Raw genomic sequence first — 14035 nt, 5'->3', positions numbered from 1 at the left:
TGCCGCACCCACTGCGGATGCCCCTGATCATCTACCCCCCGCCGCGCTGGTAGAATCCGCGCCTTGAATCCAGCGAGGCTCTGCATCGTGTCTGAATCCCCGTCCCGTCCCGTCCGCACTCGCTTCGCCCCAAGCCCGACCGGCTTCCTGCACATCGGCGGGGTGCGCACCGCGTTGTTCTCCTGGCTGCAGGCCCGCCGTCACGGCGGCCAGTTCATCCTGCGCATCGAGGATACCGATCGCGCCCGCTCCACCGAGGAAGCGATCCAGGTCATCCTCGACGGCATGAAATGGCTGGGGCTGCAGGCCGACGAAGGCCCGCTCTACCAGACCGATCGCTTCGACCGCTACACCGAGGTGGCCGAGCAGCTCCTGGAGGCCGGCGACGCCTACCACTGCTACTGCAGCAAGGAAGAGCTCGACGAGATGCGCGCCGCGCAGATGGCGAGCGGCCAGAAGCCGCGCTACGACGGCCGCTGCCGTGACCGCAAGGCGCCCCGCGAGGGCGTCCCGCCGGTGGTTCGGTTCCGCAACCCCGACGAAGGCCAGGTCGTGGTGGACGACAAGGTCCGCGGCCGCGTCGTGTTCGACAACAAGGAACTCGACGACCTCGTGCTGCTGCGCTCCGACGGCGTTCCGACCTACAACTTCTCGGTGGTGGTCGACGACTGGGACATGGGCATCACCCACGTCGTGCGCGGCGATGACCACCTCAACAACACGCCTCGCCAGATCAACGTCTATCGCGCGCTCGGCGCGGAGCCGCCCGTGTTCGCCCACGTGCCGATGATCCTCGGCCCGGACGGCGCCAAGCTGTCCAAGCGCCACGGCGCGGTGAGCGTGCTGCAGTACCGCCAGGAAGGCTACCTTCCCGAGGCGCTGTTGAACTACCTGGTCCGGCTCGGCTGGTCACATGGCGACCAGGAAATCTTCTCCATGGAGGAGATGATCCAGCTGTTCGACATCGGCGACGTCAACAAGTCGGCCTCCAGCTTCAACCCCGAAAAACTGCTGTGGCTGAACCAGCACTACATCAAGGAAGCCGCCGGCGCGCGCCTCGCCATCGACCTGAACTGGCAGCTGGAACGCCTCGGCATCCCCACCTCCGGCGGCCCGCCGCTGGAAGCCGTGGCCGAGGCCTACCGCGAACGCGCGCGGACGCTGCACGAGATGGCCCAGGCCGCGATCTTCTTCTACCAGGACTTCGAGAGCTACCACGACAAGGCGGCGAAAAAGCACCTCGGGGCGGACGCCGTGGAGCCGCTGCGCCGGCTGCGTGACGGCCTTGCTGCGCTCGATGAATGGCAAGCCGGACCGATCCACGAACTGGTCCAGCGGGTCGCGGAAAACCTCGGTCTCGGGATGGGCAAGGTGGCGCAGCCGCTGCGCGTCGCGGTCAGCGGCGGGCCGGTCTCGCCGCCGATCGACGTGACGGTTGCCCTGCTCGGCAAAGACACCACGCTGGCGCGCGTGGATCGGGCGATCGACCATGCGACTTCTGCTGCTTGACCGGCCGATGGCGGCCGTTTATCCTGCCCGACTTCGCGTGGGGCCATAGCTCAGCTGGGAGAGCGCTTGCATGGCATGCAAGAGGTCGGCGGTTCGATCCCGCCTGGCTCCACCAGGATTTCTCCGCGCAATCGATTTCTCCTGCGTCCCCTTCGTCTAGAGGCCCAGGACACCGCCCTTTCACGGCGGCGACAGGGGTTCGAATCCCCTAGGGGACGCCATTCTCAGGCTACAGTACCGGATCCGGAAGGCCTTCAGATCCGGATCAAGGATGATGCTGTGGACCATGCCGCGGACCGCGGCCTTTGGAGATTCCAAATCCATCAGGAGCTGGCGCACGGTCGACGGCCTGAAGAACTCAGGCACGTCGCTCACCGTTGCCATGCGTTCCCTTTTTGGGTATGGTTATTCCCATTATGGGAACGACAGCCGAAAAGCCAGCCCTGTACTCTGCCCGCGAAGCACTAGCGGGCGCCCTCTTCACCCCCGTGCAGCAGCGTGTGCTTGGCTTGCTATTCGGCCAGCCCGAACGCCGATACCAAAGCGCCGAGTTGATCCGGCTGGCCGGGGCGGGCACTGGCGCGGTGCACCGCCTGATGACCAGGCTCGCCGCGACCGGGCTGGTTTCGGTCGAATCCGTTGGTAACCAGAAGTTCTACCAAGCCAATCCCGAATCGCCGGTATTCAACGAGCTGTGCGGAATGATTCAGAAGACGGTAGGCCTCGCTGGCCCTTTGCAGACAGCCTTGGCGCCACTGGCCAATCGAATTACTGCAGCATTTGTTTATGGATCGATCGCCAAGGGCGTCGACCACGCCGCAAGCGACATCGATCTGATGGTGATTGCCGATGAGCTGGATTACGCTGCCTTGTACGCGGCGCTGACCGATGCCGAAGCCGCGCTGTCGCGGCCGATTAATCCGAGCGTGATGAGCGCAGCAGACTGGCGACTCAAGCTCGCTGAGAAGGACGGTTTTGTCGCGCGCATCGCCACCCAGCCCAAGGTGTTTGTGATCGGTTCCGAGCATGCCCTCAGTTAATCTCGCTTTCGACAGCTGGCCCGGACCGGTTGACCCAACCGCCTCATAGGCATAGGCTTTGGCATATGCCATCCAGGCCGGAGCTTATCCGAATGTCCACCTCTGCACGCCATGTCCGCCTCTTTCGCAACGGCCGCAACCAGGCCCTGCGCATCCCTCGCGAGTTCGAGCTGGAGGGAGAGGAAGCAATCATCCACAAGGAGGGGGACCGGCTGATCGTGGAACCCGTCCGTAAAGGCAGGCTGCTGGCACTGCTGGCCTCTCTGGAGCCCCTGGCTGAACCCTTCCCCGATATCGATGATGACCTGCCTCCGCTGGATGACGTGCGGCTATGAGCGGATCCCTGGCGTACTTGCTGGATACCAACATCCTGTCCGATCTCGTCCGCAATCCGCAGGGCATGGTGGCCGCACAGATCACCAGGGCCGGCGAGGATGCTGTGTGCACCAGCATCATTGCCGCCGCAGAACTTCGCTATGGCGCAATCAAGTCCAAGTCTGCAACGCTTGCAGAGCGCGTTGACCTGATCCTCTCGGCCCTCGAAATCCTGCCACTGGAAACACCCGTCGACCACCAGTACGCCGCATTACGCGATCACCTCACACGTGAGGAAACACCCATCGGGCCGAATGACCTGCTGATTGCTGCACATGCACGTGCAAATGACCTTACAGTCATCACTGCCAATGTCGCGGAGTTCTCCCGGGTGCCGGGGCTGAAGGTGGAGAACTGGCTCCAGGCATAGCCCGCGACGACCGATACCAGAGCAATGCCAGAAATCGACTCGACTAATCGATTTCACCGCCCAAAGACGGCATTGCCTGCGGGACGCCATCATTCTCGCCAGCCAGAGGGCCTGCGCCCATGTCTGCGACTGCAGCCACCATCCCCACTGCCCGCGTGCTGGAGCGCTCGTATGCCCTAGTGGATACGTCGTGAAAAGCATTTAAGCGACATATAAACGCGTTAATTGACGCATACGACCTGTTTTGTGTCGCATATTTTGTTTTTGTCGGGAATGTGGGCGAACCTGGCGAATTGCGAAGACAGATCTTGGCGCCGCGGCTCGTTTCACAAGAAGGCTCCTTCACCTCGCCAGCGCGTGCAGGGTATTTCGGTACCGCCCGATGATGTCCTCAGCCGTCGCCCGTGCGCAGCCGGTCTACGACGTCCTTGGGCAGCAGCACTCCCAATGAATCACCGAACTTGCGAACCTTGAGCTCGACCATGGCAGCCCTGTTTCGATTGACGCCCCCACACCCCTCGCACTAAACTTCCGCGCCTTGTCCGGGCGATTAGCTCAGCGGGAGAGCGCTCCCTTCACACGGGAGAGGTCACTGGTTCAATCCCAGTATCGCCCACCAGGATCAATAAAAAACGGCAGCCGCGAGGCTGCCGTTTTCATTTGGCGGCCAGCAGGCTGCGCGGCAGCCCGCCACGTACCGGGGCGCCACGCTCCTGGATGGACTCAGTAATTGATGGCCCGCGGCAGGGTCTTGGCCTGGGCGACCCACTTCGTCACCGCCGCTTCGGTCGGCAGTGAGCGCACCAGCTTCTTCGCCTCGTTCACCTCGACCATCTTCTTGTGCAGATTGTCGGGGCGGCGCTGCGCCAGTTCGGGCACGGTGTCCACGCCCGCATGCTCCAGCAGGTCCGCGTACTCCTCGCCGATGCCCTTCACCCGGGCGAGATCCGCGCGGTTGATCCACTTCAGGATCAGCTTGCCGCTGAGATCGCACTTCGTCGCGAGATCCTTGCGGCCCTTAGGCGTCGCGCCCGCGGCGAGCAGCTGGGCCTGGTTCTTCACGCCCGCCGCTTCCAGCTTGGCCGCACAGACCGGGCCGATCCCTTCGATTTCCGACAACTTGCTCATGTTCAGTCCCCTGTGTCCTTGTTAACTCTTGTTCTACGCATAAACGCGCTAACCGCTCGATATTAAGGCGTTTTACCAACATATCCAACCGACGTTACAACCCGGTTGTCAGCCGCCGGCCACGCAGCCGCACCTGCCCTGCTAAGCTTTTCGCCCATCGATGCCTGCGATGAAGAATCCACCCACCCGGTAAATCCATGCCTGATCTGAACGAGTTCCTGAATTCCCTGTGGAGCGGTGCGCGGCCCTGGGCCGAGAGCCTGCTGATCCTCGGCGCAGGGGCGATCGCCGGTTTCATCGCCCGCATCGTCATCGCCATCGTGTCCAAACACGCCTTCCGCGACGTGTTCCTCGTCGCCGCGCTGCGACGCCGCCTGCTGGGCGTGCTGAGTTGGTTCCTGCCCCTGCTCGGCGTCTATCTCGCCTTGCCCGCCGCGACGCACGCCAACGAGGCCGGTTGGCCGCGCCCGCTGCTGGTCACGCTGCTGATCGCCGGGATGGGCCTGTTGCTGGTGCGGCTCGTCTACGTCCTCGAGGACGCCCTGCTGCATCGCGTGCAACTGGACGTCGCGGACAACCTGCGGGCGCGCAAGATCCACACGCAATTCCGGATTCTCCGGCGCGTCCTCGCGCTGAGCATCTGGCTGCTCGCGGGCGCCGCCATCCTGTTGCAGTTCGACGGCTTCCGGCAGTTCGGCCGCGGGCTGCTCGCCTCCGCAGGGATCGCCAGCCTGGTCATCGGTTTCGCGGCGCAACGCACGCTCGGCAACCTGATCGCAGGTTTCCAGATCGCCATCACCCAGCCGATCCGGCTCGACGACGTGGTGGTGGTGGAGAACGAATGGGGACGCATCGAGGAGATCACGCTCACGTATGTCGTGGTGAAGATCTGGGACGAGCGACGCCTCGTGCTGCCGATCATCTATTTCCTCGAGAAACCCTTCACCAACTGGACGCGCACGACGTCCGAGATCCTCGGCACGGTGTTCCTGCACGTGGACTACCGCGTCCCTCTGGACGCACTGCGTGAGCGGCTCAAGGAGCTGGTGGACGGCCACCCGGACTGGGACGGCCGGGTCGCCGAGATCGTCGCCTTCGAGGCGCGCCCCACGACGCTGGAGATCCGCGCTTTGGTCAGCTCCCGCGAGTCCGGGGCGGGCTGGCGGCTGCGCTGCCACGTGCGCGAGGGGCTGGTGGGCTTCCTGCAGCAGAACTACCCCGATTCGCTGCCGCGTCATCGTGCGGAAATCGCCGGGTCGGAGGCCGAGGGTTCACAGGCGAACGCGGATGGACCGGACGCAGGGCCCAATGCGCCCACGGGAACCGAACAGACGCCTTGAGTGGCCGCCGACGAGCCAGCCCGGTTGGGATTCGACGCTGCACTGCGGTAGTCCCTTATACAAACCCGCCCCCCGAGGCCCATACTGAGTCGTGAGGTCCGCCAACCCAAAGGAAGGGGTGAAACGGGTCATGTCACGTCAAAACGATTCACCGAAATCGGAAGCCGCCACCGCCATCGACGAGGTCCTTGTCGCGGAGACGGCAGCACGGCAAGCCATGGAAGCCTGCCGCGAGGCGGCCGAGCAGTGCCTCGAGGCCGCCCGGGAGGATGCACGCCGCATCAACCGCCGCGCCAACCAGCGCGTGTCCCGGCTGCACGCCCATTGTGATGCGATCGTCGAAGCCAGGATCGGCAAGATCCGCGCAGCGGCCAGCGAGGAGGCAGTCCGCACCGAACTGAATGCCGCGGATCGGGACATGCTGGCGCAGGCGGTCGACCGACTCGCTGCCCGCCTGACCCGGCCCGCCGATGACTAGCGCCGCGCAACTCGCTTATCTCCAGGCCCGGCTCCAGGCCCGCCACGGGGATCGCCCCTCGCCCGACGAATGGCGCATGGCCGAGGCCAGCGCCGACCTGTCGCATTACCTCGACGCCCTGGGGCGCACCGCACTGAAGCGCTGGGTGCGCGACCTGCATCCGGAGATGGCGCCGGAGGAGATCGAGCGCCTGCTGCGCGCCGCCTGGCGCCAGGAAGTCGACGAGGTGGCCGACTGGTCGCCCGAGGACTGGCGGCCGGGCGTGGAATGGCTGCGCTGGCTGCCGGACCTGCCGGCGATCGACCACCTGGTGCGCGGCGAACAGGTGCCGCCGTGGATGCGTGCCGATCCCGTGCTGCGGGAGTTCGCCTTCGAGGAACCCCAGCGGCGCGCCGAAGCGCTCGCCGGCCTGCCGCTGGCGCCGCTCGGCGAGGACGACGTCGCCGCCGCCTGGCTGGCAGCGTGGCGTGCTCGCCTCCCGGGGAGAAGGCACGAGCCGCCTGCGGAGCTCACCGCACTCGTCGAGACCCTGCGCGATCACGTGCACGCGATGCGCGCCGGTCCCGCGGCGGACGGCCAGGCGCTGCGCAACTCCCTGGCCGCGAATCTCGCGCGCCGCTTCCGCCATGGCGCGGGGACCGTGGTGGCACTGTTCAGCCATCTGCTGCTCCAGGGCCTGGCGCTGGAGCGTGTCCGCGCCGGGATCATCGCGCGCCGGCTGCTGCCCGAGCGCGCGGAGGGCCGTTCATGGGCATAAGACCCCAGGCCGCCCGATGGTTCGAGCTGCTGGTCCCCCGCGAGGAGCTGACCCGGGCACTCGAATGCCTGGCCGAAACCGGCGCGGTGGAGCTGCAGACCCACAGCCAGCCGGAGCATGCCCTCGAGTTGCCCGGCTTGCAGCAGGTGCTGGAGTCCTACGGCGAGTACGCGCGGCGCTTCCAGACCTGGTGGCCGGAAGGCGAGATCCCGCCGATCGAGGAAGCGCTCGAACCGGTCGGCGCGATGCAGGACGCGCTCGAACGAATCCGCGCCTGGGCGAGCGACGCCGAGCCCTTGATCGAGCGCGGCGAGGCGCTGGAGGTCGAAGGCCTGCAGCTCGCGGAGCTCGCCCGGGCGCTCGACGTGCCGGAAGGCCGGCTGCCCGGCCTGCACGCCCTCGCCGCCGCGGGACCGGTGCTCGGCGCACGTTTCTACCGCCTGCCGCCGAAGACCGTGCCGCGCAGCCTCCCCGCGTCGGTCCTCACCCAGTCGATGCTCGGCGCCGACGAGACGCCCTACCTGCTCGCGGTGGGTCCGATGGCGCAGCTGGAAAGCCTCGACCGGCAGATGGCGGCGCTCAAGGCGCGTCGCATCATGCTGCCGGAATGGCTGCCCGATTCGCCGGCCGCGGCCCGCGAGGAACTGGTGGCCCGCCGGCTCACGCTCGACAAGAAGCGAGAGGAAGTCCGCGCAGCGCTCGCCGCGCTGGAAGACCGCCACGGCCTGCCCCGCGCACTCGGCATGATGGCACTGATGCAGTGGTTCGCCGGGCATGCGCCGTCCCTGCCGGTGACCGAGCATTTCGCGTGGGTCACGGGCTGGACCAGCGACCTGGACGGCCACTCGATCAACGGCGCGCTCGAGCGGGGGCGGATCCGCCACCTCTTGCGCTACAAGGAGCCGCCCGAGGGCCTCGCGTGCCCGGTGGTGATGCACAACCCGCGCTGGGTCCGGCCCTTCGAACTGTTCCCCTCCCTGCTCGGCACGCCGGGCGCGGGGGAAGCCGACCCGAGCCGCATCATCGCGCTGGTCGCGCCGCTGATGTTCGGCTTCATGTTCGGCGACGTCGGCCAGGGCGCGGTGCTGCTCGGGATCGGCCTGTGGCTGCGCAAGCGGGTGCCGGTGTTCGGCCTGCTCGTGCCCTACGGCGCCATGGCGATGGTGTTCGGTTTCCTGTTCGGCAGTGTGTTCGCCAACGAGCAACTGATTCCCGCGCTTTGGATGCATCCCATCGAGCATCCGACCGAGGTGATGGCGATCGCGCTCGGCTTCGGCGTGTGCATCCTCACGCTCGGGCTGTTGCTCGACGCGCTCGGCGCGTTCTGGCGCCGCCTGTTCATGTTCTGGCTCGCCACGCGCGGCGGACTGCTGGTCGCTTACATCGGCGGGGTCGGCGCGTTCCTCGATATCCGCATGCTCGACCTGATGTGGCTAGGGTTCGCCTGGTTCGTGATCGGGACCGTGCTGACCTCGCGGCACAACAAGCTGCTCGAGATCCCCAAGGCGCTCGGCGAACTCGTCGAGAGCATGCTGCAGATCGGCGTCAACACCGTGTCGTTCGTGCGCGTCGGCGCCTTCGCCCTGGCGCACTCGGGCCTCTCGGCCGCCGTCATCGGCATGGCCGCGGCCGCAGGCGACGGCCTCGGCTGGCTGCTGGTGATGATCCTCGGCAACGCGCTGATCATCGCGCTCGAGGGCCTCATCGTCGGCATCCAGACGACTCGCCTGCTGCTGTTCGAATTCTTCATACGCTTCCTCACCGCCGAGGGCCGCCAGCTTCGTCCGCTGACCGGCCCGGGCACCGCCATTCGACCGACCGGAAGGAGTTCCCCATGAGACTCGGAATGTTCATCGTCGCCGCCATGACGGCCGCCGTCGTCGCCCTCGTGCTGACGGCCACCTACCTGTTCTTCAGCGCGGGGCAGGTCGGGGCCCAGGAACTCGGGGAGGCGGCGCTGCAGCTCGATCCCTCGGTGCTGATCTGGGGCTTCGTCTCGGCCGCGGCCGCGGCCGGCCTGTCCGCCGCCGCCGCGGGTTACGCCGTGGCGCAGGTGGGCAGCGCCGCGGTCGGCGCGCTCGCCGAGAAACCGGAGCTGATGGGCCGCGTGCTGGTGATGGTCGGGCTCGCGGAGGGTGTGGCGATCTACGGACTGATCGTCGCCATCCTGATCCTCAACCAGCTCGGCTGATGGCGCTGCCGATCCTCATCGGCGACCGGCTGACCGCGGCGGGCTTCCGCCTCGCCGGGTTGCGCCCCATCGTCACGGCCCCCGACGAGGTGGCGGCGGTGTTTCGCGACGCGCTCGCCCTGGACGGCCCGATCCTCATCACGGCGGCGCTGGCCGGGGCGCTGCCGCGTGAGCAGCTCGAGAAAGCCGTCCGTGAGGCACGCCCGCCGGTCGCCGTGATCCCGGATATCACGGGCGAGCACCAGCCCCCGGACATGGGCGCGCAGGTCCGGCGCGCATTGGGAGTGGAGACATGAACCAGGTCGACGGCGTCGTCCGCATGCAGGCGGACGCACTCAAGGCACTGCTCGAGCAATCGCGCGACGACCGATGCGCCGAGCTCGGGGAGCGCGCCGCCCTGCAGGCGGCGGAGATGCGCACGCGGGCCCGGCGCAAGGCGCGGGAGCGCGTGGCGCGGGCGGTCGCGGAAGAGCGCGCGCGCATGGAACGCGAAGTGCGCGCCGTGGAGGCGGAGATCGAGACGGAGCACCGCCGCCGCGCCCGGCGTCGTGACCTCGCCCTGATCGAGGCCGGCGGCGAGGCGTTGCGCGAAGCGCTCCAACGCCGGTGGACTGACGAGGGCGCGCGCCGGGACTGGGCACAGACGGTGGTGCGCGAGGCGGCCGAGGTGCTGCTGGGTCGCGACTGGGTCCTGGAACACCCCGCCGACTGGCCGGCCGCGGAACGCGACGATGCGCTGGCCTTCGCGGCCGATGAAGCCGGCGCGCGCTGCACGGCGCAAGCGAGCGATGCCGTCGCGGCCGGCCTGCGCATCCGCAGCGACGGGGCGCTGGTGGACATGAGCATCGCGGGACTGCTGGCGAACCGGGCGCGCATCGACGGGCAGCTGCTGGCGGAACTGGCGGATGAAGCCGAGGGAGAGACACGATGAGCAAGGCCGTGATCCAGTGGATCGGCGGGCCCGTGCTGAAGGCGCGCGTCGAGGATTCCTTCCACGTTCACGAGGCGCTCGCGGTCGGCGAGCAACGCCTCCTCGGCGAGGTCATCCAGCTGTCGGGCGACACTCTCACGGCGCAGGTCTACGAGGACACCACGGGGCTGCGCCCTGGCGACCCGGTCGAGGGCACCGGCCTGCCGCTCTCCGTGGCACTCGGGCCCGGCATCCTCGGCCACATCTTCGACGGTCTGCTGCGCCCGCTCGGCGACGTCACGGAACACTGGTTCAAGCCGGGCCTCGCAGCAAAACGCACCGGTCACTTCGCCTTCACGCCCTGCGTCGAAAGCGGCGAGACGCTGGCGGGCGGCTGCGTATTCGGCGAGATCGCGGGCGAAGGGCCGGGCCGCGCCTGCCTGGTGCCGCCGGATGCGGCCGGCACCGTCGTCTCGATCGAGCCCGAGGGCGAATACGCCGAGGACGCGGTGCTGCTCGTGCTGGAGGACGAGGACGGCACGGCGCACCGGCTGTCGATGCAGCATGACTGGCCCGTGCGTCGCCCGCGGCCCTCCGCCGGGCGCCTGCCGGCCGACGCGCCGATGGTCACCGGGCAACGCATTCTCGACACGCTGTTCCCGGTCGCACGCGGCGGGCGCGCCGCACTGCCCGGCGGCTTCGGCACCGGCAAGACCGTGCTGCAGGAGAGCCTCGCCAAGTGGTGCGACGCCGACATCATCATCTACGTCGGCTGCGGCGAGCGCGGCAACGAGATGGCCGAGGTGCTCGACGAGTTCCCCGCGCTGGAGGACCCGCGCACGGGGCGCCCGCTGATGGAGCGCACGGTGATCATCGCCAACACCTCGAACATGCCGGTGGCGGCGCGCGAGGCGTCCATCTACACCGCCATCACGGTGGCCGAGTACTTCCGCGACCAAGGACTCAACGTCGCCCTCATGGCCGACTCCACCAGTCGCTGGGCCGAGGCCCTGCGCGAGGTCAGCGGCCGGCTCGGCGAGCTGCCCGGCGAGTCGGGCTACCCGGCTTATCTCGCGTCGCGGCTCGCCGATTTTTACGAGCGCGCCGCGCGCGTGAAGACGTTGTGCGGCAAGGAGGGCTCGGTGACGGTGATCGGCGCAGTCAGTCCGCCGGCGGGCGACTTCTCCGAACCGGTGACCAGCCACACGAAGCGCTACGTGCGCAGCTTCTGGGCGCTGGACCGCAGCCGCGCGCAGGCGCGCTTTTATCCCGCCATCCATCCGCTGACCAGCTACGCCGAGGACGTGGACACCCTCGCCCGCTGGTGGCAGCTGCAGGGCAACGGCGACTGGAAGGAACACCGCCGCCGCCTGCTGACCCTGCTCGAACAGCAGGCGAAGCTCGAGCGCATGGCGCGCATCGTGGGCAAGGACGCCCTGCCCGACGAGCAGCAGATGACGCTGCTGGCCGCCGACCTGATGAACGAGGGCTTCCTGCGGCAGAGCTCGTTCTCCGAGACCGACCGCTACTGCTCGCCGAAGCGCCAGACCGCCATGCTGCGCCTCATGATGCAGTTCATCGACCTGGCCGAGGCGGCCGTGGAGCGCGGCATCGCGCCGGCGAAGATCGCTGCGATGCCGATCCTCAGGAAACTGCAGCGGCTCGGCGAGGAATTCGGCGAAGACCAGCTGGAAGACAAACCCAAGGTAGCGACGGAGATCGGCGAAGCCTTCAACGAACTCGAGAAACAGGAGGCGGCCCATGCGAGCTGACGTGATCCTGCACGGCGCGGCCCACCGGCTCGAGGGTCCGCTGCTGTTCGCGCGGCGCGACGCCGACGTCGCGCTCAACGACGCGGTCGAAGTCATCGGCGAGGACGGCGGCGCCCGCGTGGGTCGCGTCTCCGCGGTGGACGAAGAGAACATGGTCATCGAGGTGCTCGAGTCCACCACCGGGCTGAGCCTCGACGAGACCCGGATCCGCATCCTGCATCGTCCGCTGGAAATGGCCGTCGGGCCTAACCTGCTCGGGCGCGTGTTCAACAGTGTCGGCCAGCCCATCGACGGCGGGCCGCCGGTGGCGACCGCGCGCATGATGCGCATCGATGGGCTCGCCATCAACCCGGCGGCGCGCGATCTGCCGCGTGATTTCATCGAGACCTCGATCTCGACGATCGATCTCATGAACAGCCTGGTGCGCGGCCAGAAACTGCCGTTGTTCTCCTGCGGCGGCCTTCCCCACGACCGGCTCGCGACCCAGATCGCGCAGCGCGCGCGCCTGCGCGACGCCGGCGCCGGTGATTTCTCGGTGGTGTTCGTGGGCATCGGCGTGCCCTACGACGTCGCGGCGAGCTTCACGCGCGCCATGGAGGAATCCGGCGCCCTCGCGCACACCGTCATGTTCCTCAACCACGCCGACGAGCCCTCGACGCAGCGGTTGTTGACGCCGCGTTTCGCGCTCACGGCCGCCGAGTACCTGGCCTTCGTCGAGGACCGCCACGTGCTGGTGGTGATGACCGACATGACGAACTACTGCGAGGCGCTGCGCGAGGTCTCGGCGAGCCACGGCGAGATCCCGAGCCGCAAGGGCTACCCGGGCTACATGTACTCCGACCTCGCGACGATCTTCGAGCGCGCCGGCTGCATCCGCGGGCTCGCGGGGACGCTCACGCAGCTGCCGATTCTCACCATGCCCGGCGACGATATCGGCCATCCTATCCCGGACCTGACGGGCTACATCACCGAGGGCCAGATCGTGCTGGGCCGCGAACTCGACCGCAAGGGCGTGTTCCCGCCGGTCGAGGTGCTGCCGAGCCTGTCGCGCCTGATGGACGCCGGCACCGGCAAGGGTTACACGCACAAGGACCACCCCGCCCTCGCGCACCAGCTGTTCGCCTCCTACGCGCGGGCCAACCGCGTGCGCGTGCTGGCCTCGGTGATGGGCGTCGAAGGCTTGCCCGAGAACGATCGCAAGTTCCTCGAGTTCGGCGACGCGTTCGAGATGCGCTTGGTCGCGCAGGACGGGCCGCGCACGCTCGAGGACAGCATGGCGCTCGGCTGGTCATTGCTGCGCGGCCTGCCGCCGGGCGAACTGACACGTCTTTCCAGCGCGCAGCTGGCCGAGTACATCGAGGGTCACGAGGACGAGAAGCCGTCGGCGGGTGGCGCCGACAAAGGCGGCGATGGCGACGATGACGGCGACGGTAACGGCGCGCAGGATGCGGTCGCCACCGAACGCGAAGAAGGCTCCGGGTACTGAGCCATGCCCGACGCCGGACTCAGCCCCAGCCGCAGCGCTTTCCTCGAGCTCAAGGAAGAGCGCCAGGTGGTGCGCGAAGGGTTCGAGTTCCTCGACGAGAAGCGCGTCATCCTCGCGCAGGAAATGCTCAAGCGCCTGCGGGCGTGGCGCCAGGCGCGCGATCGCTACGACGCACTTCAGGAGCAGGCCGCCGCGGCGCTCGCGCGCGCCGTGGGCCGCCACGGCCTCGACGGGCTGGGCATCTACCCTGCCGAACGCATGAACGATGCGGCCGTGACGTTGCACGAGACGCGCTTCCTCGGCGTGATGCTGCTCGATGGCCGCTTCGACGACGGCTGGGCCGATGACCCACCGTCACCGCCGCCCGCCGTGAATCCCAGCCCGGAAGCCGAACGGTGCCGCGAGGCCTTCAGCGCCCTCGTGCCGCTGGCGGTCGAGCTGGCGGTGATGCGCGCCAGCCTGGAACGCCTGGTGGCCGAGTACATCCGCACGGAAAGACGGGCGCGCGCGCTGGAGAACGTCGTGCTGCCGGAGATCGAGGGCTCGCTGCGCTTCATGGACGAGCAGCTCGAGGCCATGGACCAGGAGGAAGCGATCCGCGTGCGGAATGCCGGACGCTGACGAATTAGTAGCCAGCCGGCTGCAAGATCGTCATCTCGTTGTAAGCTATGGCTCTCGC

Annotated in this window: 15 protein-coding genes and 3 tRNA genes; 17 read left to right on the top strand and 1 reads right to left on the bottom strand. The window is 67.9% G+C overall.

Features of this window, described 5'->3' with window-relative positions:
* Window positions 1-87 precede the first annotated feature (87 nt).
* From gltX to G6032_RS11935, 7 genes are all read left to right on the top strand, one after another.
* On the top strand, window positions 88-1509 hold the full coding sequence (gene gltX, locus G6032_RS11965; RefSeq protein WP_165282367.1) for a glutamate--tRNA ligase: 1422 nt from the start codon (window positions 88-90) through the stop codon (window positions 1507-1509).
* A gap of 39 nt (window positions 1510-1548) precedes the next feature.
* Window positions 1549-1624, top strand: a tRNA-Ala gene (locus G6032_RS11960).
* Between the two features lie 30 nt (window positions 1625-1654).
* A tRNA-Glu gene (locus G6032_RS11955) sits at window positions 1655-1730 on the top strand.
* Window positions 1731-1925: 195 nt separating this feature from the next.
* The gene (locus G6032_RS11950; RefSeq protein ID WP_206211955.1) at window positions 1926-2549 is read left to right on the top strand and encodes a nucleotidyltransferase domain-containing protein; all 624 of its coding nucleotides are present in this window, start codon (window positions 1926-1928) and stop codon (window positions 2547-2549) included.
* A gap of 92 nt (window positions 2550-2641) precedes the next feature.
* Window positions 2642-2884 carry an AbrB/MazE/SpoVT family DNA-binding domain-containing protein gene (locus G6032_RS11945; protein WP_165282365.1) on the top strand — a complete coding sequence of 81 codons (243 nt, stop codon included), beginning with the start codon at window positions 2642-2644 and terminating at the stop codon, window positions 2882-2884.
* The gene (locus tag G6032_RS11940) at window positions 2881-3294 is read left to right on the top strand and encodes a type II toxin-antitoxin system VapC family toxin (RefSeq protein WP_165282364.1); all 414 of its coding nucleotides are present in this window, start codon (window positions 2881-2883) and stop codon (window positions 3292-3294) included. Before G6032_RS11945 ends, G6032_RS11940 begins: the two co-directional genes overlap by 4 nt.
* Window positions 3295-3838: 544 nt before the next feature.
* Window positions 3839-3913: transfer RNA gene (locus G6032_RS11935), tRNA-Val, on the top strand.
* Window positions 3914-4017: 104 nt separating this feature from the next.
* On the opposite strand, the gene G6032_RS11930 is transcribed toward G6032_RS11935, so the two are convergent.
* Window positions 4018-4422 (bottom strand): DUF4332 domain-containing protein, encoded by a 405-nt coding sequence (locus G6032_RS11930; RefSeq protein ID WP_165282363.1) that lies wholly within the window; start codon window positions 4420-4422, stop codon window positions 4018-4020.
* 197 nt (window positions 4423-4619) lie between these two features.
* Between G6032_RS11930 and G6032_RS11925 the strand changes: the two genes are divergently transcribed.
* From G6032_RS11925 to G6032_RS11880, 10 genes are all read left to right on the top strand, one after another.
* Window positions 4620-5762: a mechanosensitive ion channel domain-containing protein gene (locus tag G6032_RS11925; protein WP_165282362.1), complete on the top strand. Its 1143-nt coding sequence runs from the start codon at window positions 4620-4622 to the stop codon at window positions 5760-5762.
* A 130-nt stretch (window positions 5763-5892) separates the two neighbouring features.
* On the top strand, window positions 5893-6240 hold the full coding sequence (locus G6032_RS11920) for a hypothetical protein (RefSeq protein ID WP_165282361.1): 348 nt from the start codon (window positions 5893-5895) through the stop codon (window positions 6238-6240).
* On the top strand, window positions 6233-6997 hold the full coding sequence (locus G6032_RS11915; RefSeq protein WP_165282360.1) for a hypothetical protein: 765 nt from the start codon (window positions 6233-6235) through the stop codon (window positions 6995-6997). The genes G6032_RS11920 and G6032_RS11915 overlap by 8 nt, the downstream gene beginning before the upstream one ends.
* A complete protein-coding gene (locus G6032_RS11910) occupies window positions 6988-8835 on the top strand; it encodes an ATPase (RefSeq protein ID WP_165282359.1) in 1848 nt (615 codons plus the stop codon). Before G6032_RS11915 ends, G6032_RS11910 begins: the two co-directional genes overlap by 10 nt.
* Complete coding sequence (locus G6032_RS11905; RefSeq protein WP_240902249.1) at window positions 8832-9188, top strand: ATP synthase subunit C; 357 nt, start codon at window positions 8832-8834, stop codon at window positions 9186-9188. Before G6032_RS11910 ends, G6032_RS11905 begins: the two co-directional genes overlap by 4 nt.
* Entirely contained in the window at window positions 9188-9484 is a 297-nt protein-coding gene (locus tag G6032_RS11900) for a V-type ATP synthase subunit F (RefSeq protein WP_165282358.1), read from the top strand. The genes G6032_RS11905 and G6032_RS11900 overlap by 1 nt, the downstream gene beginning before the upstream one ends.
* Window positions 9481-10119, top strand: coding sequence for a hypothetical protein (locus tag G6032_RS11895; protein WP_165282357.1), 639 nt, complete (start codon window positions 9481-9483; stop codon window positions 10117-10119). Before G6032_RS11900 ends, G6032_RS11895 begins: the two co-directional genes overlap by 4 nt.
* Window positions 10116-11870, top strand: a complete 1755-nt coding sequence (locus G6032_RS11890; protein WP_165282356.1) for a V-type ATP synthase subunit A — start codon at window positions 10116-10118, stop codon at window positions 11868-11870. Before G6032_RS11895 ends, G6032_RS11890 begins: the two co-directional genes overlap by 4 nt.
* Window positions 11860-13356 carry a V-type ATP synthase subunit B gene (locus G6032_RS11885; protein WP_165282355.1) on the top strand — a complete coding sequence of 499 codons (1497 nt, stop codon included), beginning with the start codon at window positions 11860-11862 and terminating at the stop codon, window positions 13354-13356. Before G6032_RS11890 ends, G6032_RS11885 begins: the two co-directional genes overlap by 11 nt.
* Before the next feature lie 3 nt (window positions 13357-13359).
* Window positions 13360-13977, top strand: a complete 618-nt coding sequence (locus tag G6032_RS11880) for a V-type ATP synthase subunit D (protein WP_165282354.1) — start codon at window positions 13360-13362, stop codon at window positions 13975-13977.
* Window positions 13978-14035 lie beyond the last annotated feature (58 nt).

Origin of the sequence: Wenzhouxiangella sp. XN24 (assembly GCF_011064545.1) — a bacterium.
Lineage (GTDB): Bacteria > Pseudomonadota > Gammaproteobacteria > Steroidobacterales > XN24 > XN24.
The sequence above is the reverse complement of the archived record's forward strand: the minus strand, read 5'-3'. Positions and strand labels throughout refer to the sequence as shown.